At 50.8% G+C, this 20,535-nt stretch carries 20 protein-coding genes; 4 read left to right on the top strand and 16 right to left on the bottom strand.

Annotated features, from left to right (window positions below; genetic code table 11):
• The first annotated feature begins 154 nt into the window (after positions 1-154).
• The 4 genes from M3194_RS07305 (at position 155) to M3194_RS07290 (ending at position 3,616) form a co-directional block, all read left to right on the top strand.
• Complete coding sequence (locus M3194_RS07305) at positions 155-388, top strand: hypothetical protein (RefSeq protein WP_251652773.1); 234 nt, start codon at positions 155-157, stop codon at positions 386-388.
• Positions 389-499: 111 nt separating this feature from the next.
• Positions 500-676, top strand: a complete 177-nt coding sequence (locus M3194_RS07300) for a hypothetical protein (protein ID WP_251652772.1) — start codon at positions 500-502, stop codon at positions 674-676.
• 185 nt (positions 677-861) lie between these two features.
• A complete protein-coding gene (gene pepF, locus M3194_RS07295) occupies positions 862-2,652 on the top strand; it encodes an oligoendopeptidase F (protein WP_251652771.1) in 1,791 nt (596 codons plus the stop codon).
• 169 nt (positions 2,653-2,821) lie between these two features.
• Positions 2,822-3,616, top strand: a complete 795-nt coding sequence (locus M3194_RS07290) for a DUF4362 domain-containing protein (protein WP_251652770.1) — start codon at positions 2,822-2,824, stop codon at positions 3,614-3,616.
• 44 nt (positions 3,617-3,660) lie between these two features.
• Here M3194_RS07290 and M3194_RS07285 read toward each other — a convergent pair whose 3' ends face one another.
• From M3194_RS07285 to M3194_RS07210, 16 genes are all read right to left on the bottom strand, one after another.
• The gene (locus M3194_RS07285) at positions 3,661-4,419 is read right to left on the bottom strand and encodes a cyclase family protein (protein WP_251652769.1); all 759 of its coding nucleotides are present in this window, start codon (positions 4,417-4,419) and stop codon (positions 3,661-3,663) included.
• A gap of 354 nt (positions 4,420-4,773) precedes the next feature.
• On the bottom strand, positions 4,774-5,529 hold the full coding sequence (locus tag M3194_RS07280; protein ID WP_251652768.1) for a class I SAM-dependent methyltransferase: 756 nt from the start codon (positions 5,527-5,529) through the stop codon (positions 4,774-4,776).
• A gap of 27 nt (positions 5,530-5,556) precedes the next feature.
• The gene (locus tag M3194_RS07275; protein WP_251652767.1) at positions 5,557-5,931 is read right to left on the bottom strand and encodes a VOC family protein; all 375 of its coding nucleotides are present in this window, start codon (positions 5,929-5,931) and stop codon (positions 5,557-5,559) included.
• 216 nt (positions 5,932-6,147) lie between these two features.
• Positions 6,148-7,005: a DUF92 domain-containing protein gene (locus M3194_RS07270; RefSeq protein WP_251652766.1), complete on the bottom strand. Its 858-nt coding sequence runs from the start codon at positions 7,003-7,005 to the stop codon at positions 6,148-6,150.
• A 168-nt stretch (positions 7,006-7,173) separates the two neighbouring features.
• Positions 7,174-7,917 carry a glycerophosphodiester phosphodiesterase gene (locus M3194_RS07265; RefSeq protein ID WP_251652765.1) on the bottom strand — a complete coding sequence of 248 codons (744 nt, stop codon included), beginning with the start codon at positions 7,915-7,917 and terminating at the stop codon, positions 7,174-7,176.
• Positions 7,918-7,943: 26 nt separating this feature from the next.
• Positions 7,944-9,275, bottom strand: a complete 1,332-nt coding sequence (locus tag M3194_RS07260; protein WP_251652764.1) for a CapA family protein — start codon at positions 9,273-9,275, stop codon at positions 7,944-7,946.
• A 124-nt stretch (positions 9,276-9,399) separates the two neighbouring features.
• On the bottom strand, positions 9,400-10,845 hold the full coding sequence (hemG, locus tag M3194_RS07255) for a protoporphyrinogen oxidase (protein WP_251652763.1): 1,446 nt from the start codon (positions 10,843-10,845) through the stop codon (positions 9,400-9,402).
• A 16-nt stretch (positions 10,846-10,861) separates the two neighbouring features.
• Entirely contained in the window at positions 10,862-11,809 is a 948-nt protein-coding gene (gene hemH, locus M3194_RS07250; protein ID WP_251652762.1) for a ferrochelatase, read from the bottom strand.
• Positions 11,802-12,872: a uroporphyrinogen decarboxylase gene (gene hemE / locus M3194_RS07245; RefSeq protein WP_251652761.1), complete on the bottom strand. Its 1,071-nt coding sequence runs from the start codon at positions 12,870-12,872 to the stop codon at positions 11,802-11,804. The genes hemH and hemE overlap by 8 nt, the downstream gene beginning before the upstream one ends.
• A 215-nt stretch (positions 12,873-13,087) precedes the next feature.
• Positions 13,088-13,687: a GspMb/PilO family protein gene (locus M3194_RS07240; RefSeq protein ID WP_251652760.1), complete on the bottom strand. Its 600-nt coding sequence runs from the start codon at positions 13,685-13,687 to the stop codon at positions 13,088-13,090.
• Positions 13,680-15,176: a pilus assembly protein PilM gene (gene pilM / locus M3194_RS07235; RefSeq protein WP_251652759.1), complete on the bottom strand. Its 1,497-nt coding sequence runs from the start codon at positions 15,174-15,176 to the stop codon at positions 13,680-13,682. The genes M3194_RS07240 and pilM overlap by 8 nt, the downstream gene beginning before the upstream one ends.
• A 16-nt stretch (positions 15,177-15,192) precedes the next feature.
• A complete protein-coding gene (locus M3194_RS07230; protein WP_251652758.1) occupies positions 15,193-15,948 on the bottom strand; it encodes a prepilin peptidase in 756 nt (251 codons plus the stop codon).
• Between the two features lie 84 nt (positions 15,949-16,032).
• Positions 16,033-16,479, bottom strand: coding sequence for a competence type IV pilus major pilin ComGC (locus M3194_RS07225; protein ID WP_251652757.1), 447 nt, complete (start codon positions 16,477-16,479; stop codon positions 16,033-16,035).
• 67 nt (positions 16,480-16,546) lie between these two features.
• The gene (locus M3194_RS07220; protein ID WP_251652756.1) at positions 16,547-17,755 is read right to left on the bottom strand and encodes a type II secretion system F family protein; all 1,209 of its coding nucleotides are present in this window, start codon (positions 17,753-17,755) and stop codon (positions 16,547-16,549) included.
• A complete protein-coding gene (locus M3194_RS07215; protein ID WP_251652755.1) occupies positions 17,755-18,798 on the bottom strand; it encodes a type IV pilus twitching motility protein PilT in 1,044 nt (347 codons plus the stop codon). Before M3194_RS07215 ends, M3194_RS07220 begins: the two co-directional genes overlap by 1 nt.
• 13 nt (positions 18,799-18,811) lie before the next feature.
• Positions 18,812-20,476, bottom strand: a complete 1,665-nt coding sequence (locus M3194_RS07210) for a GspE/PulE family protein (RefSeq protein ID WP_251652754.1) — start codon at positions 20,474-20,476, stop codon at positions 18,812-18,814.
• Between the last annotated feature and the right edge of the window lie 59 nt (positions 20,477-20,535).

The raw sequence follows: 20,535 nt of genomic DNA, 5'->3' as shown, positions 1-20,535 counted from the left end.
GTCTCAACTCAGCTCTGTTTGGGCAGCAAACGGCTACCCAACAACCCTGCCCTCGGCAGAATAACCTAATACTACCATTAGTTATTATTGATTTCCACCCATGAATTTGGCTATGATGAACAGTATATCTAGGCAAGAAAGGTGGAAGTCAGCTATGTTTAAAAAACATGAAATTTTCAAAACCGATAAATACAATATGCTTACCGTGGAGGTTCAAGGCAAAACCTTGATCGTACGTGAAATTTCCGATCAATGGGGCGAAGAATGCCATACCTTCGTCAGCCGCCCCGAAATGATGCATTGGGCGGAAAACCGCTTCAAGCCCGCACAATTCGTCGGCCGCGAAGAGGAACGGGAAAATATTTTGAAAGCACTCAAAGACGTGTAATCCGGCAGGAAATATTAACCTGTACGGCGAACATATCGTAACATCACGCTGCATAGACATAGCAGATGCTTACGAAGCAGAATTGCTTCGCATTTCTTTCAGGAGGTACAAATGGGCTCCGCAAACGTAATCTTTATTATCTCCGCCTTCGTGCTTGGCGGCCTTATTATTCTCAAGCGCGATTCCATGGCGCCAAAACTGCGCAGGTGGATGGCTATCATCTCCATCGTTTTAATCGCATTCGCCTTTTTCCTGATTGTATACAGCTTCTTTACATTGGGAACGTAGAACATGATTGGAAGCATCGCTGGACATACTAGGACAAACTGTGTGCCAGAGGTGATCTTCCGCGAATGAAATGGCTGCCTGTCTTATTAGCGTTATGTCTTGCACCCGGTTCGGCATCAGCCGATTCCGGCAAGCAGGACGCGCCACAACAACAATCATCTATATCCGTACCGAGGAGGAGTTCGATGAATCACGTACCTAAGCGTTCCGAGACCGCAGTAGAAAACCGTTGGAAGCTGGAGGATCTGTTTGCCGACCAAGCTGCCTGGGATAAAGAATATGCCGAGGCGAAGGCTCTGATCAAGAAGGTTGGAGCATTTGAAGGCAAGCTTAACGATCCGGCGCAGCTCAAAGCCTGCTTCGAGCTGGAAGATGAGCTTTCCCTGCATGTTGAACGGCTTTATGTATATTCCAATATGAAGCATCATGAGGATACGGCAGAGCCGACTTATCAGGCGTTGTCCGACAAGGCTAAGAAGATCAGCGTAGAGACGGGCGAAGCGCTTTCCTACATCACACCGGAAGTGCTGTCGCTTTCGGATGCTGAGCTTGATGCTCTTATTGAGAATAAAGATCTCGCCCTATTCAAGCATACGCTGGAAGAAATGCGCCGTCAGAAAGCACATGTTCTGTCTAAAGCGGAGGAAGCGCTTATGGCGCAAGTCGGCAACGTGAGTTCCGCTCCGGGCTCGATCTACAGCATCCTGAACAACGCGGATCTGAAATTCCCCAAGGTGAAAAACGAAGCCGGCGAGGAAGTAGAATTAACCCAAGGCCGCTATATTCAGTTCCTGGAGAGCAAAAACCGTGAAGTACGCGCGAATGCTTTCCATACGATGTACGATACATACGGTAAATTAAAAAATACGCTCGCTACAACGCTAAATGCGAATGTAACGAAAAATATTTTTTACGCCCGGGCACGCAAATACCCTTCCGCGCTTGGCATGTCGCTGTATGGCGATAACATTCCGGACAGCGTATATACGAACCTGATCGATACGATCCATAAGCATCTTCCGCTTATGTACCGTTACATGAACCTCCGCAAGAAGCTGCTTGGCGTTGACGAGCTTCACATGTACGATCTGTTCGCTCCGCTGGTCGATGAATTCGATATGGAAATCTCTTACGAAGACGCGAAAAAGACCGTAAAAGAAAGCTTGAAGCCGCTTGGCGAGGATTACTTGACCGTGCTGCAGGACGGCTTTGATAACGGCTGGATCGACGTCTACGAGAACGAAGGCAAACGCAGCGGCGCTTACAGCTGGGGAGCTTTCGGCACGCATCCGTATGTGCTGCTGAACCATAAAGACAACCTGAACAGCATGTTCACCCTGACCCACGAAATGGGCCATGCGCTGCATTCGTACTACTCGGATACGAATCAGAACTACCGTGACGCGCAGTACACGATCTTCCTTGCGGAAGTAGCGTCCACGCTGAACGAAGCGCTCCTGATGGATTATCTGCTCGGCAAGTCAACGGATGCGAAGGAAAAAATGTACCTGCTGACGTACTATGCAGACCAGTTCCGCACGACAGTCTTCCGTCAAACGATGTTCGGCGAGTTCGAGAAAATCATTCATGAAAAAACCGAACAAGGCGAGTCGCTGACTCCGCAGGATTTGAGCAAAATCTACTATGACCTGAACGTGCTCTACTATGGCAAAGACATGGTCGTAGACAAGGATATCGAGATGGAATGGGCGCGTATTCCCCATTTCTACAACAGCTTCTACGTGTATAAATACGCGACGGGCTTCTCCGCCGCTACAAGCTTCTCGAAGCAAATTCTCGAAGAAGGCGCTCCGGCTGTTGACCGTTACCTCGGCTTCCTGAAGAGCGGCGGTAGCGATTTCTCGATCAACATCCTGAAGAAGGCCGGCGTCGACATGTCTTCTCCGGAGCCAATCGAGCAGGCCATGAGCGTGTTCGAGAGCTTGATTGAGCAAATGGAAGAGTTGACGAAGTAAACGGCTCGATTGGTGCTTTACTTGGATCGTAAGACAGACTCGATTGATTTCGAGTCTGTCTTTTTTGTTGATACCTTCGCGTAACTTCCCAGTTATTCCCTGCGTCTATTTTAGAAGAGTTAGAAAGGGTGATAAGATGCTTGAAAGCTGGAGAAAAGGATATCTAATTATGCTTATTATAATGATACTGCTTGTTGGACTAGCCGGCTGCAAACCGGAGCCTGATCCTACTGCTCCAGACGCTATCAAGAATGCCGGTCTTTCGTATAAAGAAACTCCGTTAAACGAGGAGGATATCGTTACAGCCTTAAAGACAAACGAAATCGAGTTGAAGGTCGACCCTTCGGCCTCTTATTTTAAGCTAAACAAAGTAAAGGCTTCTATCTACGCGCTCCCTGGCAACGAGAGAATCATGCTGTACGTATATGACAATGCCAAAGCTACGAAAAAGGCAAGACTCGATTTTGCGGAGCAAACAAAGCTAATGGACATGAATTCGCCTCTATTTTATAACGTCAAAAACGCATTAATCCTGTACCAGCACCATGTAGGCGGTGTTCGTCCCGAAGAAAGAACCGCCTATAATACCGCTATCGAAAACTCTATTGAACAACTTTTAGGCGATGAAATCTATGTCCAGCACACTAAATTCTATAATATCGCTAAATTAAAGAGCTTCATAAACAGCTTCAACAATCATCAAGCGGATCAATTGAAAGTAACATCGTTAACGATCGAAGGGGATCCGATCTATACTTATTTGCTGACGGACGGCAACAAGCTGCGGTACGCGAGTGATAACAGCGAGGATGCTTTTGCCGGAGGCGACAAAGGCGTTTCCCAAACGGAATGCTTGAACATCGTGCAGCAGACCGAGGAAGGAAGAAATGCATTCTATGCAACGGGATGTCAAAGCGGTGGCCAAAGATATGTTCTGGCTGCCCCGGACAACGCAATAAACTAAAAAAACGGCAGCAGGTTTATATCTACCATGCTGCCGTTTGCCTATTAATCTTCAATGATTGCGACCGGACGCGACCAGCCTCCGCTGGCTTTTTCGACTTTGATCGGGAAACAGCTCACTTTGAAGCCATATGGCTTCGGAATTTGATCCAGATTAGCGAGCTTCTCGATCTGGCAATATTCACGGTCCTTGCCGACAAAATGCGCCGCCCACAGGACGCCGTCCCTTGGCTGCCGCTTATATGCTTCAGCCTGCAGATTAAGCGGGATATCCCAGCCCCATCCGTCCGTACCAACTACCTTGATGCCTTGATCGAGCAGCCACACGGTTGCTTCGGCAGATACACCGGCATGCAGGAACGCGTAATGCTCATGGTACAACCGTTTGTCGGCATCGTTCCGAATAAGAACAATATCGTACGGCTTCAACGTATATTCGATCCGATTTAACTCGGCTTTCAAATCATCGGTCGTAATCTCGTATCCAGGCGGCTTGTTGCTGAAATCCAGCAATACGCCATCGGAGTAAAACCATTCGAGCGGAAGCTCGTCAATCGTTCTAGCCGGTTTCCCTTCCGAAGTCGGCCAATAGTGCCATGGCGCGTCGATATGAGTGCCTGCATGCGTATTCAAGGTTACGGTTTCCGTCGCCCACGCTTTGCCTTCCGGAAAATCCTCCTGTTTAAGCCCCAGTATGGCCGCTGCTTGCTGTGCTCCAGCCTCATGGCTAGAATATTCAATCTTCGCCGGTAATGGTTCCCGGATGCTTGGACTAATTGGTACGCTTAAATCGATCAGTTTCATCACGTATGTCTCCCTTGTATCCCGATTCAAGCCCATTATACCACAATCCTTAAATTCACTAGCCAGGGACTAATTTAACAATCCTTTGATTAAACGGAACAGAATTCGCAATAAATCCGGGATAGCCTGCAGAATCGTTGGGGTTATGCTCTCGATGGTTTTAGGTTTCATGGTCAGGACTCTCCTTTTTAAAGAGTTTGTAAAGGAGCTTTATATGGAATATTCGTCTTAACGATAAGGTACATCGTTAAGGCGGCCGCTATGCCAGGTATTAATAATCTTTACGATGCAAGACATCGTTTAGTTGCGGAAACAGCGGGATTTATAAATTTTTTGAGTCAAATGAAGATGAAGTTAAACTTCGCCCCAATAGATCTCGGTCTCGTAATCGAAGGAGACAATCCCATTTTGCTCGGTGGCATTAAACAGCTGCTGAAGCTCCTCCATTAAAGGCTCGTAATTAGGATGGCCAGGCAGCGGCATATAAGAGGAAGATGACATTCGTCCGCTTAATTGCTCGAAGTTAAGCGGCTGTAACAGCGGGAAGGATGCTTTATGCAGTCCTCCATCCTCGAAGAATGGGGTAAGCGCATCCTGGGTAATGTTCTTGTGGCCTACCTTTTCATAGTCGATACCGTAGGTCCGTAACAGCCGGTCGTAGCCCTCGAGGAATGGTGTGCCGGTCGTTAAACGGGAGTTCCAGATCAGCACTGCTTTGCCGCCGGGCTTCAGAATCCGGTTGAATTCCGTCTTGGCCGCCGTACGGTCAAACCAATGAAAGGACTGTGCGCAGACAATAAAATCAACGGAGCCGTCGGCAAGACCGGTCTCTTCTGCCGAGCCTGATACAGCTAGGAAGCCCGGATGTCCGCTTAATTGATCTACGGCCGCTTTTCGCATATCGGGATTAGGCTCAACCGCGATGACGGCACTTCCTTGTTCGAGCAGCAGCCTGGTGAAAATTCCCGTTCCTGCTCCCACATCGGCAATGACGGATTCCGGCCGAAACCCGATAGTCTCGTATAAATAGTGGATAACCTCTTCCGAATAGCTCGGACGGTATTTCACGTATTGATCTACCCGATCGGAGAAACGTTCTTTGCTGTTCATGCTTTCATCTCCTTATATAATTAATAACTAAAGCCATTCCAAAAATTCAAGTCGATTTCCAAACGGGTCGGTTAGAAAAAAACGTTTTACGCCTTCATTAGGGCGGGTATCGTCCTCTATCACTGGGATGCCCTTCTGGAGTATATACTCTTTTAAGGCATCAATGTTCCGCACATGAAATGCAGGATGAGCTTTCTTCGCGGGAATAAAGTCCTTCTGAACTCCAATGTGTATTTGATGCATTCCGCATTGAAACCATACGCCGCCACGCTTCATCAGACTTGCAGGCTTCGGCACCTCCATCCATCCCAATAAGCCGGTAAAAAAGCTTCTTGCTTCCGGTTCGCAGCCTTCAGGGGCGGCCAATTGAACGTGATCAATACCAGTGAAATGGAAAGACATTGTACCTACCACCCTTTAATGTTTCACAGTATGAAACACAGTTTCAATATATAATCCCATTTTATAGGAAATACAATTAGGATTCCACTGTTTTTTTACTGTTAACGAAAACGGCGCAAGCGAATACAGCAGTCGCATGTCGTAACGAAAAAATATGAAAAAGACCCCTGCAGGATGCAGCTTTCCGTCAAGCTGCATCTTGCAGGGGTTTGGTTTTTAGAAAAGGGCGCCGATGGCCCAGCCGAGCAGGCCGGCGAAGACCGACGACAGGAGGTTTACCCTGTCGTTGTTCAGCGCGGCCAAGCCGCGCACCCGCTCCGCCGCCTGCCCGCAATGGGCGGCGCGCTCGGTCTCGCTGCCGCAGACCCGGCAGCGGTACATGGCCTGGCCGGTGGCGCCGAGCAGAGAATCGGCGAAGCATCCGGCCAGGCCGGCGGCAGCGGCGGCGATGACTACCGCCGCCGCGCCGCCAGAGGCGCTGATCGCAGCGGCGTCTGCCTGCTGCGGGAGCGCCAGCAGCGCTGCCGCGACGCCGCCGATGAAGGCGGCGCCAGCCAGCGCTGCAAGCGTGCCGAGCGGCGTTATCGCGCCGCTCGTGCCCGGCTTCACCCGCTTGCCGGTCGTGATCGACCGCGGCGCGGTACGGCTCAGGGCCCCGATCTCGGTGGCCCATGTATCCGCGTTTACGGCGGCCATCACGCCGATATAAGCAAATAACCAGGCAATGTCCGGCTGAAGCGCATGGCCGGCGCAAAGGACCAGGCCAATGCCCCCATTCGCCCATACTTGCCCCGCATCGCGTCTGCCGGTTTTCTCGTAGTTCGCTTCCGCGGCTGCTTTGGCCCGGTGGCGTTTCTTCCACTTTGACCAGATGGTCGAAGATACGAAGAAAGCAATTAAACAGCCAAACCACACCGGTTCCCCGAGCGTAACGAAGCCTGTCCCCATAATTAAGGCCGACCAGGCTCCCGAGCCGGATAACGAACGCGTACGGTAAGCCGCTACGGCAATAAGTCCGCTGCCGACAAGACCTGCAAGCAGCCGCAGCCACCACTCATCTATCCATCCAACCATAATCTACGCTCCTCAATACTCCACGCTACTCTCAAACTTCAATCTTTGTCTCAACACCGGCGCCTGTGAGGCGGTTCTCTACCTGGCAAAGCACCAGTTGGCCAGATCGGCATCTGCTAAGCCCATAACAGACTAACAGCGCCTCCCTAGCCTAACTCGCAACACTATCTACAACACGCCAGCCGTTAGCATAGCCTTATGCCAGCGGTCGGGATAATTCGTGCAGATCATCAGATCCGGGTCCAGGTTAATCAGCTTGCGAATTGACCGCTCGTCGTTCGCTGTCCACGCCATGACCTGAATGCCCGATTTCTTCAACAGCTCCATCCGGACAGCGTTAAGCCTGCCATGTTCAATCGACAAGAATTCCGCGCCTAGCTGCTCCAGCTCCACCGGCAGCGAATTGCGCCAGCCGTCCAGAATTAAACCTGTTCGAATGCTTCCCCCCGTCAGCTTGTGGGCATTATGCAGCGTTCCGGCATGGAACGAAGTGAGCACAACGCTGTCTTCCATGCCATAGTCTTTAACAAGCTGAACGACATGGTCCTCCAGCTTCGGATAGCGGATGCCATCCGTCTTCAGCTCGATGTTAAGCCGGATACGCCCGCGGGATATATCCAGCACCTGACTAAGCGAGGGAACCCCTTCGCCCCTGTACAGCGGCGAGAACCAGCTTCCCGCATCAAGGGCCCACAGTTCTGCCGCGGTAAAATTTTTCACTTCGCCGCGGCCGTTAGTCGTCCGCTTCAGCTTGTAGTCGTGGATAACAACGGGTACCTTGTCTTTTGACAGCTGCACATCAAGCTCCACCCATTCTACATCCGGCTCGTTAATGGCCAATTTAATAGCTGCAATTGTGTTCTCCGGTGCGCGTCCGGACCAGCCCCGATGCGCTACACATGAATTTCTCATAGGCGCCGACCATCCTTTCGCATTCCTTACTTCGGTAGAACGGTACCGTTCTCACGCACTTTTACGCCAAACGAGATCGCACTCAGATGTTGCAGCAGCGTCTTCGCTTGTTCGCCTTCAACCGGCTTCGGTTGCGCGAGGTTATTGTTCATCGGATCAAACGTCAGATCACAATCGCCGGATTTGGCGCACACCGCGTTCAAAACGCCCGTGTCCGCCGTAGCCCCTTTTGGATATGCGCTAAAAATAAAATTACCGAGGCTGTAAGCAATCCACTTGCCTTTGTACTGTTCAAAGCCCTGCAGGACATGGGGATGGCTGCCAATGATCAGATCGGCACCCGAATCAATATATTCCCGGGCAAAATCACGCTGATACTGCTCCGGCGTCTCCGACTTCTCGATCCCCCAATGAACCATTACGACAACCAAGTCCGCTTGCTTCTTCGCTTTCTTGATCGCCGCTTTTGTTCTCGTTGTATCATAAGTCTCGGCAACGCCAGCGCGGTTCTTATCCGCTTTCCATTCACCGGTTGGCACCACCCGGCTGACGCCTATGTAAGCAACCTTAATGCCATTTGCTTCTTTAATAACCGGGGCAAAAGCTTCCGTGTCGTTGTTGCCGGCACCCATATGGTTAATGCCTGCCTTATCAAGATGAGTCATCGTATCAAGCAATCCCTCAACGCCTTGGTCCAGCGTATGGTTATTGGCAAGCGACACAATATCAATGCCCGAATCCTTTAATGCCGGCAAAGCACCAGCATCGCCTTTGAATACAAATTGTTTGTCCTCGGCGGGAATGCCCCGTTTTGTAACCGGATATTCCAGATTGGCAGCCGTCAAATCCGGCTCGCTTAGATGGAATAAAGCTTCCTTGTATGGATATGCGTCTCCATACTGCTTCATCATATCGCCAACGCTTTCAGCCAGCAAAATATCTCCAACGAAGGCCAGACTAACCGTATCGCTTGTCCCTGCCCCGGCGGAGACGCTGTCATCCGGAGATGGGCTTGGATCGTTCTGCCCGCTCGGGCTGTCTTCTTCCTTTGTTCCTTCGCTTGCCGTTCCGTCGGTATTCTCTTCACCCGGAGCAGCAGATTCATCGGGAGCCGCGCTTATCTCGGGTTCGTCTTCGGCTGCGGCATTATTAGCGGCAGGCCCGCCCGCATTGGCTGATTCTTCCGTTTGCGGCTTGCTGTCCTTATGAAAAATGCCACCGTCCTGCAAAGAGGCCCATACTGCGATTGCTACGACAATTAGGCCAACAATCATCAAATTCACAGTTAACAGAAGGCGAAATCTCTTCTTACGTCTTCGTTTTTCATGTTGATGTGCTTCAGAACGGGATGCGTACATGAATCGGCTCCTTTTCAGCTTCGCAATTCTTTTAAAGCTAATGCTTACGATGCAAGAATTGCTTCGCAATTCTTTTAGGCTATCTCTTCCATTATAACAAGGTTGTCTGTATATTGCGAAAGATTCATAGAGTTGCTAGGATTTCAAGCGCCGCTTCTTTCCCCGACCGAATGCAGTCCGGCAGACCTACGCCGCCAAAGGCTGCACCCGTCACATGCACGCCAGGCAGCTCCTCCGATAGACGCTTGCGGAATCTTGCCGTATTGTCTAGATGCCCTACAGGATATTGCGGCATCGAACGCGGCATGCGTGTTATTTGCGTAAAAATAGGCACGGCATCTATACCGAGCACCTTCTGAATATCTTCCAATACCGCTTTCTTGAGCTCTTCGTCCGGCAGCATAGCCACCTCCTCGTCGCCCGCGCGGCCAACATAACATCTTAGCAGTACCTTATCATCCGGGCTGGTATGCAGCCATTTGTTCGATGTCCAGGTGCACGCTGTAATCCGAAGCCCTTCCGAACGGGGAACCAGGAAGCCGGAGCCGTCAAAGGTCTTGTCAAACGTTGATTTCTCGAAAGCCATTACCACGTTTGCGACAGACACATAATTGATCGCACGAAGCTCTGTCACGTCAACCAATGGTTCGAGCAGATCCGCCGCGTTAAAGGCTTGTACGGTTACAAGCACTTGATCCGCAAGCAGGACTTCTCCCGACTCCAGGACAACCTCGTATTTGGCATCAGCATCGTCGCCGAGCGGCTTAATTGCCGCCACGGCATCGCCCATGCGCCGTTCCGCGCTTTGCAGGGCTTGATCAAGAGCGCGAACCATCGTAGACAGCCCTTGCTTGAAGCTTAAGAACACGCTGTTCCTTAGCTCCTCCGGCAAATAGTCCGGCGCCTGATGAGGCGCTTTATTCTGCTGCTGGCTTTGCGTTCCGCGAATCAAGCCTCCATGCTCGCGCTCAGCCTCCGCGAATTGCGGGAAGGTCGCTTGGATGCTCAGCTTGCTCAGATCACCCGCGTAGATGCCTGCCAATAGCGGCTCCGAGATATGCTTAACGATCTCGGGTCCAATTCTGCGCGACAGGAAATCACCCAGCGACTCATCCCCTTCCGGTGCCGCGCTTGCCATCTCCAGATCCTGAAGAGACCGCCTTTTGCCCTCCTCGGACAAAAGGGTCGTCTGCATAAACGTATCCAGATTCGTCGGAATGCCGAGTACCATACCTTTCGGCATCGGGTGCAGCTTTCCGTCCCGCATAATATACGAGGTTTTGCCATTTTCGTTCTGTGCGGTCAATTCATGCTCGATTCCCAGATCCTTTGCAAGCTCAAGTATTGGCAGCTTGCGCGCCAGAAACGAATCCGGTCCTCTCTCGATGACGAAGCCGTCACGCTGCAGCGTATTAATTTTCCCGCCAAGGTCAGGCGCGCCGTCCACGATGGTCAACCGCACTCTTTTCCCTTGCCGCTCCGCTTCCCGCTGCAAATAAAAAGCGGAGCTCAGTCCGCTGATCCCTCCGCCGATAACGACAATTCGATCAATCATTCCGATTCTCCGCATGTTCTTCATCCTTTCGCTATTCCAAAGAACCGGCAGTCCGTACCGATTCAGCTAACGTTTCCATATATAGGGGATCTTTATTCAACATCGTAATGCGTTCCAGCGTAATTCCCAACTCGCTTGCAGCTTGCTTGGCTTCAAGATCGAGGTCGTACAGCACTTCCAGATGATCGGATACAAATCCGACTGGCGCTACCAGCACGGCTTTAACCCCATCATCCGCAAGAGTCTTCAGCGTATCCAGAATGTCCGGCCCAAGCCAAGGCTCTCTTGTGCGTCCCGCGCTTTGCCAAGTGAACTGCCAAGTCGACTCGTCGACGTTAGCCAGCTTTGCAACCGCCTCCGATGTGGCAAGCAGCTGCTGCTCGTACGGATCGCCCATCTCGCGGATTTTCTCCGGAAGGCTATGGGCGCTGAATAACACTTTAACCGGCTTAGCGTTACCGGACGATGCGGCCAGACGCTGTAAACCGTCCGTTACGCGCTCGCTAAGAGCCTGAAGCAGCTTCGGATGAAGATGATATTCCTTGACGAACGACATCTTGATGCCAAGCTCGGCTGCTTTTTCCTGCGCGCGTTTGATATAAGAGCCTACGCTCATGACCGAATAATGCGGCGCAAGCACGATTCCCACCGCTTCTTTGATGCCGTCTTGCGCCATTTGCTCCACACCGTCTTCAATATAGGGAACGGCATGCTTCAAGCCTTGGTAGCAGACATAACGGCCGGGCGCAAGCTGCTCGAGCTTATCCTGCAGTCCTGCCACTTGTCCGTTGGTATTCTCGCGCAGCGGGAATACCCCGCCAACAATCGCTTCATAACGGTCCGTCAGCTCTTTGAGCTGCTCCGGCGTTGGCGCATGGCCGCGGCGGATATGGGTGTAATAGGTTTCGACATCATCCAGGCTTTGTGGTGTCCCATAGGACATGACAAGGACACCAATCTTGTTATGGATCTCAGACATGACTCGTTTCCTTCCCCTCTCGCGCTGCAATAGCTTTCTCCGAATAGGAGTGAATGAATGCCGTTAACTCTGTCAGTTTCTCAAGTGAAGCTTCCGGGAACAAGCCATGACCCAGATTAAATATAAAGCCCGGCTGCTCAAGCCCCTGGTCAATAATTTCTGCCGCATACGATTCAATGACGCTCATAGGCGCGGTCAGAATAACCGGATCCAGATTGCCCTGAACCGCGAACTTGCCGTTTAGGCGGCGGCGGCCTTCCGGAATCGTTACGCGCCAATCGAGACCAATCACATCAGCTTGCAAATTGTGCAGCTCCGGCAGAAGCTCGCCTGAGCTTACGCCCGGGAAGTAGATTTTAGGCTGCGGCAGATCCGACAGCTCTGCGAAAATTCTTTCAATCGTCGGCAGCACGAATTTGCTGAAGTCAGCCGGCGTGAGTGCCCCAACCCAGCTGTCGAACAGCTGGAACGCTTTGCCGCCATTAGCCATATGGGCGCGCAAATACGCGATAACCATGTCGCCAAGCTTGTCCATGAGGCTGAACCATACTTTGGGCTCGCTGTACATGAGCGCTTTGGTGCGCAAATAATTTTTCGAAGGCTTGCCTTCAATCAGATAGCTGGCAATCGTAAAAGGAGCTCCCGCGAAAGTAATAAGCGGAACCTCAAGCTCCCGGTCCAATATACGGATAGTCTCCAGTACATGGCCCAGATCGCCTTCCACGTCAATCGGCTTTAACCGCTCAACGTCGGCTGCCGTGCGAATCGGGTTCGCAATCACAGGCCCGACATTGGCGACAATGTCGAAATCAATCCCGATCGAAGCGACCGGGTTCATAATATCCGAATATAAAATAGCCGCATCCACGCCCAGCTTGCGTACCGGCATCATCGTTACTTCTGCCGCAAGCTCAGGCTGACTGCAAATTTCAAGAAGAGAATATTTCTCTTTGATTTTACGGTATTCAGGATCATATCGTCCTGCTTGACGCATGTACCACACCGGTACGCGGTCTACAAGTTCCTTCCGGCATGCCCGAATGAAACGGTCGTTATAACTCATGTTGCCGTTCCTCATTTCTGTATTTTTTCACTAATTTCCATTATGCCCGTTTTCGTTACCCCTAACAACCGTTCTCGCCTGACTTCCTATGACAATAGTATGACAATCAAACCATCCCTGCATGAAGAACCGATGAATAATCCCCGTCATAAAAAAAGACAACAGCACGGATCTCCCTGCGAGCAAAGAGCGCCGTTACTGCTGTCTATCTTCTCTTAATCTGCCTTTGCCGGCAGGATTGGATCCTTCAGCATCTGTTCATAGGATGGGTCAAAATAAGCGGTAAAGGACAGCTCCGCCGTATTTATCCCGCTGTCCGTTTGCTGCAGGGTAAAGGCATTCACAACAATGAGACGCTGCTGCTGCTGAAGCTGGCTCATCCATCCCTTCACTTGCGCATAAGTGCCAAGCAGGGAGACGTGGACATTGACTTCCTTGACGGTAGGATATAACGGGTCGCTGACGCCGGTGAAGGCATTCAGCTTATTGTCGCCGGGCAGATCCATGGTTGCGCTGTTGACTTTCGCCCCTGTCCGCTGACTTAAGCTTTTGATCGTGACCACTAGCTGCTCCGAATTATCCCATAGCGGCAGAGCGGCTTGAATGTCCCGCTCCGGCAGGCTGCTCCCGTCATTTTGTTTGTTTACGCTGGCTTGCAGCGCGTTTAATTGCATTTCGGTCTGATTGGCAAGCTCCTTCTGATCCGACAGCTTGCTGCTGGACGGCTGAAGCAAGGCGACATACAGGAGCAGCAGGACAAGGAAGAGCAGCATCATAATGATTAAGCCTAGCGAGCGGTTTTTCGTGTTATCCATTATTATCCGTCCCTCCCGTCGCTTCTTGGGTATCCGGAGGCGCCGTCTTCCAGGTAATCTCGTAGCTTCCAAACCATTGTCCGTTATTATCGGCAAAAGACTGCAGCTCTACGCTGCCTGCGAATGTCATCGCGCGAAGGCTTGTCAAATAGGTCGACAACGCGGTTAAATCCGCGCTTTTGAATGTGAGCGCAAGCCTGCCGGGGTTGTTGTATTCCAACGCCGTAATCCTGGAGCCGTACGGAAGATGATTCGTTAATTCGTCCAACACGGCAGCGGCATCCTGCCTATGCTCATTAATAAATTGCACAACGGCTTGCGGATCGCTGTCGGCTTCCGCCTCCGTATTTTGCGAGGAAAGCTGCTGCTGAAGCAAAGAGGTTTTATCCCTTAACACCTGTACCGTATGCTCATAATCCGAGATTTGAAGCCTGTTGTTCGTGTTCAGAGCCAGAATAGCTCCAAGACAAAGCAGCCACACAATACCCGCTATTAACAGCTTGGCCGGAATCTGCTTCGTCTTCCTGACCTTCTCCGGCATCAGGTTAATGCCCGGGCTGGTCTTCTCGCGAATGGCAAGGCCAAACGGAATCATATACTCGTCAAGCTTTCTGCGTACCCTCTTGCGAAGAGGCGATTCCAGCTCGACGGTCTCGACTCTCATGTCCGGCTGCGCCTGCTGCAGCTCGGCTGCCAGCTGGGTGCGCCCTGCCAGCTCTCCGGCAATGATAGCCTGAACAATGCGTGCCTGACCGTCATGAATACTGTATTGATAAAAGCTGAGCAAGCGGGAAATCTCCGCGTTAATGCTGGAGATCAGCTCCGGGGTGAACATTCCGTCCTCAGAGCCGCTGTAGTCATATTCGTTAATAACCCGCATAAAGACCGGATGTCCCTGATGGAACATATAGACTTCAACATTTGCTTTATCCAGATGAATGAGCATGGTATTCTCGAGCGAATCTTTATACCGGGCTTGAATCGCTCTGGCAAAAGCCGTTGATGCCAGCTCGGCAATTTTTACTTTCAGCCCTGCGCTTTCAAGCAGTTCGATGCATTGCTTGATCCATTTTTGCGGAGAAGCGTACACCAGCACATCCGTAGACTGCTCGGCCGAGCCGGCCGCAATATAATCATAGACGGGATCTTCAAACGGCAGATGAAGCGCTGTCTCCACTTCCAGATTAATAAGCTGGTTAAGCTCTTTCGGATGGACGGTTCCGACCTGAAGCTTCCGGATAATAATTTGCGAGGTTGGTATGGCTAGCGTAATCGATGTGCCGTTCAGTCTTTCTTTCTTAACCCAGTCCTTGAGACTGGTTCGCAGTTCTTCGATGGAAGTGAACTGGTCGTCAAGAATAACTCCGTCGGCAAATGGCAGAAAGCCGGTTTTTTCGATTTCCCAGCCCTTTTTTCTCTTTCTTACTCTCGCATAACGCACACCGCCATGGTCGATCGTAAGACCAACTCGCTTATTGCTGTCGAGCATTCTTCATCACATCCCACTACATCAGAATTGAACGGTAGAAATCGATTAGGGTATCCCCATAGGCAAAGGACAATAACGCGCCTAGCAGCAAAAACGGTCCAAAAGGAATAGGCTGCTTTCTTTTCACAATCTTGAACAACATCAGCAGGCCGCCAATCAAGCTGCCGAAGAAGCAGGCCAGTATAAACGCCGGGATCAGGTTAGGCAGGCCAAGTATCCAGCCAAGCAAGAAGATCAGCTTAACGTCGCCTAGTCCCATGCCACCTTTTGTAATGATGACAACCAACAGCAGAACGCCGCCTCCTGCGAGTGCTCCCCCGATATGAAGCCAGATCGAGCCCGCTGGGAATAAGCATCTTAGCACAAGAAAGAAGGGTGCAAAAACGAGCAAAATACGATTGGGCAAAAGCATATATTTCAAATCGGACACGGTAAGGATCACCGACATGCTGACAAGCAGCAGTCCGATTACCGTATCCCAGCTGTTTCCGAAGGTAAGATAAATCCATACAAACAATAATCCGGTTACAAGCTCCCCCATCGGGTACAAGGGAGAGATCCGCTTGCCGCACTGACGACATTGGCCCCGGGACAAAATGTAGCTGACAACGGGCATCAAATCGCGCGGCTTCAGGCGCATGCCGCATTTTGGACATTGCGACGGCGGCGATACAACCGATAGCCTGATCGGTACGCGCAGTCCCACAACGTTATAAAAGGAGCCTACTACTAAGCCTAAAAAGAATAGATAGATCGTGAGAAATAGAGTCATAGGCGGGTTCGCTTTCGATGTGATGGTATAACTCACCAGAAATCGGATTGGATTTCTGGTGAGTTTAGATATACTTAAGTAAAATTAGGTCGCGGTAGGTGTTGCTGTAGTTGCCGGAGCTTTCCCATCTTTTATTTGAGCAGCAGTGTATGACTTTCCATTTAGTGCAACGCTTTGAAGTTCACCAGTAGCATTAAATGTTACTACAGATGAAGTATCATTCAGTTGAGCTTTTGTACTAGGCAATGAAGTATTAGAAGCAATATATCCAGCATCCACTAAATTTTTGAAAGTAACGGACTTGCCGTTAAAGTCTCCATCTAGTTCACCTGTAACATACAGTCTTGCTGCATCATACAATTGTTGCGCTGTCGCAACATCCGCATCTTTTTTCGTATTATCAATGATCTTACCAATCAACGGAACCGCAATCACCGCGATAACAGCCAGGATAACGATTACGGCCAGGAGCTCGATCAGAGTAAAGCCTTTCTCTTCTTTTTTGAGACGTTTCATCACTTTTTTCAACATAATGGTTTCCTCCTAAATATTAATTGTTTGTCTCTTCTATGTTGTAATGCTCTTAAAGCCCATTGAATTAATGAACATTTGAATACAAAGTGAACATCGGCAAAATAATCGCCATAACGATTAGGCCAACAACTCCCGCCAAAAATACGATGAGCAACGGTTCGATCAGCGACTTCAGACGGTCAACCGTGTTATCGACGTCCATCTCGTAAAAGTCCGCGATCTTGGCCAGCATCTGATCGAGCGAGCCCGTCTCTTCCCCTACTGCGATCATCTGCGTCACTAGCGGAGGGAATACCCAAGCTTTCTTGAACGGCTCCGACAAGGAATTGCCTTGCCGCAATGACTCCCCTGACTTCCGTATGTATCCGCCAATTACTTTGTTTCCTACCACCTCCTCCACAATCGTCAAGGATTGGAGCACCGGTACGGAGCTTGCGTAAAGCGAGGACAATGTCCTCGACATTTGCGCGATTGCGCCTTTCTGCGCCAGCTTGCCGAAGATAGGCATTTTCAGCTTGGCATAATCGAGTACATACCTGCCTCGCTCCGTTCGCTTGTACAGCTGATAAGCCACTATGAGGAGAACTAGTCCTATTGCCCAGAAATACCATTGATGGGACAAGCTTTTGCTTAATGCCAGAACGATCTTCGTAATAGCCGGGAGCTCCGTATCGAAGGATTCGAACATGGTCACGAATTGCGGCACAACGCCCTGCAGCAAATAAATAACCGCAGCGATAGACATCAGCCCAACAACCGTTGGATAAGTCATCGCGGACTTGATCTTTTCCTTGGTCGTATGAGCTTTTTCAAAGAACAAAGCCAGCCTATCCAAGGTTCCTTCCAGATCACCCGTCTCTTCTCCGGCACGGATCATGCTGACGAACAGCGGCGGAAAAATCCGCTTATGCTCCTGAACCGCCTGCGAGAAGGGAATCCCTCTCAGCAGTGCTGAGCTTACTTCCATTAGCGCTTTCTTGAGCGGCTTGCTCTCCGTCTGCTCGGCAAGGATGTTGGTTGCTTCTACAATCGTTACCCCTGCGCGGATAAGCGTAGAGAATTGGCGGCAAAAAATAATAAAATGAATGCTCTTAACCGGATTGCCTATGTAAATTTCAGTGGACAATACGCTTTTGCGGATTTCTTCAACGGACAACACCGTCAGTCCCCGCCTGCGCAGCTCCTCGACCGCCGAGGACTTATCCATGGAGTTCAGCTTTCCTTGCAGCTGCTTTCCCCCGCCCGTCTTGACATGATAAGCAAATTGCGGCATTAGAAGCCTCCTTCCGCCATATACGGCTTAGCCGCAGATGGATGGATAACGCCGGATTGAAGCAGCTCCTTCACGGACATTTCCAACGTGTGCATGCCTAAGGCACGGCTTGTCTGCATAATGCTTTTGATCTGATGTACCTTCTCCGTCCGGATCAGATTGGATACGGCCGGCGTATTTACCAGAATCTCTGTCGCACAAGCTCTGCCGGCTCCGCCCCGCTTCGGAAGCAGACGCTGCGAGACGATGGTAACGAGCACTGCCGCAAGCTGGCTTCTTATCTGTCCTTGCTGATGCGCAGGGAATGCGTCAATAATCCGGTCAATCGTCTGCGGCGCATCGGTTGTATGCAAGGTTGCCAGTACAAGATGGCCCGTCTCGGCTGCGGTAATGGCAGCGGATATCGTCTCCAGATCACGCATTTCGCCTACCAGAATGACATCGGGATCTTGTCTGAGCGCAGCCCGAAGGCCACTAGAGAAGCTGCCTGTATCCTGGCCAACCTCTCTTTGATCAATTACCGATGACTGGCTTTTATGTACAAATTCAATGGGATCCTCAAGAGTGACAATATGCTTGGCTTGCGTCTGGTTGATATGATCGATAAGCGCTGCCAGCGTAGAAGACTTCCCGCTTCCCGTTGGGCCTGTCACCAGAATCAGCCCTTGAGGCTTCTCTGACAGCGAGGCTAGCGATGGCGGCAGCTGAAGCTGCTCGAAGGACGGGATTTGCGTTGAAATCGTTCTGGCAGCAAGGCTTACGAAGCCCCTCTGCTTATACACATTAATCCGAAAACGGCAGTACCCCGGCAGAGCTAGCGAAAAATCCACCTCTCCATTCAAACGGAGCTTCTCTGCCTGATCACTTGTCATCAGACTGGCCGCCATCGCCTCTGCGGCTTGCGCGGTAAGGATATTGTCGCCTAACTTTCGAAGCTCTCCGTTAATCCGGAATGCCGGCACATTGCCAACGGATAGATGAAGGTCCGAAGCCCGGAGCTCATATGTCTGCTTCAGCCAATTTAAGATGAGTTCGTTATGCATGTTGTTCTCCCCCTTAATTGGCCACTGTCTCGCGGAGGACTTCCTGCAGCGTCGTAATTCCTTTGGTGACTTTTTCCAATCCGTCATCCATCAGCTGAATCATGCCCTGCTTCGCAGCAGCCTCGCGGAGCTCGCCCAGCGAACCGGATAAGGTAATTAACTCGCGAATCTCATTATTGATATGTAACACTTCATGTATAGCCACCCTGCCGCGATATCCCATACTGCCGCAGTTCCCGCAGCCTCTGCCTCGGTACAGCTTATCAACGTGGATGCCTCGGCTCTTGAAGAACAGCCTTTCCTGATCGGTAGGCTCATGCGCGTCCTTACAGTCGTTGCATATCCGGCGAACGAGACGCTGGGCAACAACCCCAATGAGGGAGGAAGCAATCAAATAAGGTTCAACCCCCATATCCCTGAAACGCGTAATGGAGCTGACGGAATCATTCGTATGAAGCGTCGATAATACCAGGTGACCGGTCAGGGAAGCGCGGATCGCTATCTCCGCCGTTTCCGTATCCCGGATCTCTCCGACCATGACGACGTTAGGATCTTGCCGCAAAATAGATCGCAAACCCGTTGCGAACGTTAATCCGATCGTTGGACTTACTTGCACCTGATTGATGCCGTCTAGCTGATACTCCACCGGGTCCTCGACGGTAATAATATTGGTGTCTTCCTCGTTCAGATGGCTGAGGGCGGAATACAGAGTCGTTGTTTTTCCGCTGCCTGTTGGACCAGTAATAAGCAAAATGCCATAAGGCCGCTCAATCATTTCCTTGAAGACCTGGACATTATGGTTATTAAAGCCAAGCTGATCGATTGCCTTAACGCCGGTACTCAGATCAAGAAGCCGGAGTACGATTTTCTCCCCGTAAATGGTAGGCAAGGAAGAGACGCGGATATCAACGGTCTTGAATTCAAACTGCATCTTCATCCGGCCATCCTGCGGCAGCCGGCGCTCGGCAATGTTCAATTTGGACATGATTTTGAGTCTGGCTGTAATAAACCCCTGCATCTGCTTCGGGATTGCCCGTTCCGTTCGAAGGACGCCGTCAATCCTGTAACGGATGGTCACGCTTGTCTCGCCCGGGTCAACGTGAATGTCCGAGGCTCTCAGCTGTACGGCCTGCTGTATCATCTGATTCACGAGACGGACCACCGGTGAATCTTCATCGGTGATCTCGGTCTCTCGGATCTCTTCCTGCGTAGGAAGATCAATCATCATCTGACTCATCGAGTCCTGCAGACCATAATGCCTTGCAATTGCCCGCTGCAGCTCGTCTTTGCTTGAAATAGCCGGTTCGATTCGGAAGCCCGTGCTCATGCGCAGCTCTTCAATCGCGAAGTAATCTAGAGGATCTGCCATTGCAACCATCAGCTTGCCGCCGTCCTTGTGGAGCGGAATCGCCTGATAACGCTTGGCCATGCTTTCGGGGATGATCTGGGTGATTTCCGGATCGATTTGATATTTATACAAGCTTACATGGGGAATTCCAAGCTGGAACTCCAATACTTCAATGAGCTGCTGCTCGGTTATGTATCCTTGCGCAATAAGCAAGTCGCCTAGCTTTTGCTTCGATTTACTCTGTTCCTGCAGCGCCTTCTGCAGCTGTTCCTCGGATATTATGGCACTCTCGACCAATAGATCCCCTAGTCTCTTCTTGATAGCCACCATCTCTTAACAGCCCCAATCTCTTATCTCATCACAATAGACTTGCAGGTATCAGTATCAAA

The sequence above is a fragment of the Paenibacillus glycanilyticus genome (assembly GCF_023715145.1).
Lineage (GTDB): Bacteria > Bacillota > Bacilli > Paenibacillales > Paenibacillaceae > Pristimantibacillus > Pristimantibacillus glycanilyticus_A.
Note: the sequence above shows the minus strand (reverse complement) of the source record. Positions and strands in the feature narration are given on the sequence as shown.

Bases quoted from the DNA above. Each gene is read 5' to 3' on its own strand.
- M3194_RS07305 (WP_251652773.1), top strand. From the start codon at position 155: ATGTTTAAAAAACATGAAATTTTCAAAACCGATAAATACAATATGCTT.
- M3194_RS07300 (WP_251652772.1), top strand. From the start codon at position 500: ATGGGCTCCGCAAACGTAATCTTTATTATCTCCGCCTTCGTGCTTGGC.
- pepF (WP_251652771.1), top strand. From the start codon at position 862: ATGAATCACGTACCTAAGCGTTCCGAGACCGCAGTAGAAAACCGTTGG.
- M3194_RS07290 (WP_251652770.1), top strand. From the start codon at position 2,822: ATGCTTATTATAATGATACTGCTTGTTGGACTAGCCGGCTGCAAACCG.
- M3194_RS07285 (WP_251652769.1), bottom strand. From the start codon at position 4,419: ATGAAACTGATCGATTTAAGCGTACCAATTAGTCCAAGCATCCGGGAA.
- M3194_RS07280 (WP_251652768.1), bottom strand. From the start codon at position 5,529: ATGAACAGCAAAGAACGTTTCTCCGATCGGGTAGATCAATACGTGAAA.
- M3194_RS07275 (WP_251652767.1), bottom strand. From the start codon at position 5,931: ATGTCTTTCCATTTCACTGGTATTGATCACGTTCAATTGGCCGCCCCT.
- M3194_RS07270 (WP_251652766.1), bottom strand. From the start codon at position 7,005: ATGGTTGGATGGATAGATGAGTGGTGGCTGCGGCTGCTTGCAGGTCTT.
- M3194_RS07265 (WP_251652765.1), bottom strand. From the start codon at position 7,917: ATGAGAAATTCATGTGTAGCGCATCGGGGCTGGTCCGGACGCGCACCG.
- M3194_RS07260 (WP_251652764.1), bottom strand. From the start codon at position 9,275: ATGTACGCATCCCGTTCTGAAGCACATCAACATGAAAAACGAAGACGT.
- hemG (WP_251652763.1), bottom strand. From the start codon at position 10,845: ATGCGGAGAATCGGAATGATTGATCGAATTGTCGTTATCGGCGGAGGG.
- hemH (WP_251652762.1), bottom strand. From the start codon at position 11,809: ATGTCTGAGATCCATAACAAGATTGGTGTCCTTGTCATGTCCTATGGG.
- hemE (WP_251652761.1), bottom strand. From the start codon at position 12,872: ATGAGTTATAACGACCGTTTCATTCGGGCATGCCGGAAGGAACTTGTA.
- M3194_RS07240 (WP_251652760.1), bottom strand. From the start codon at position 13,687: ATGGATAACACGAAAAACCGCTCGCTAGGCTTAATCATTATGATGCTG.
- pilM (WP_251652759.1), bottom strand. From the start codon at position 15,176: ATGCTCGACAGCAATAAGCGAGTTGGTCTTACGATCGACCATGGCGGT.
- M3194_RS07230 (WP_251652758.1), bottom strand. From the start codon at position 15,948: ATGACTCTATTTCTCACGATCTATCTATTCTTTTTAGGCTTAGTAGTA.
- M3194_RS07225 (WP_251652757.1), bottom strand. From the start codon at position 16,479: ATGTTGAAAAAAGTGATGAAACGTCTCAAAAAAGAAGAGAAAGGCTTT.
- M3194_RS07220 (WP_251652756.1), bottom strand. From the start codon at position 17,755: ATGCCGCAATTTGCTTATCATGTCAAGACGGGCGGGGGAAAGCAGCTG.
- M3194_RS07215 (WP_251652755.1), bottom strand. From the start codon at position 18,798: ATGCATAACGAACTCATCTTAAATTGGCTGAAGCAGACATATGAGCTC.
- M3194_RS07210 (WP_251652754.1), bottom strand. From the start codon at position 20,476: ATGGTGGCTATCAAGAAGAGACTAGGGGATCTATTGGTCGAGAGTGCC.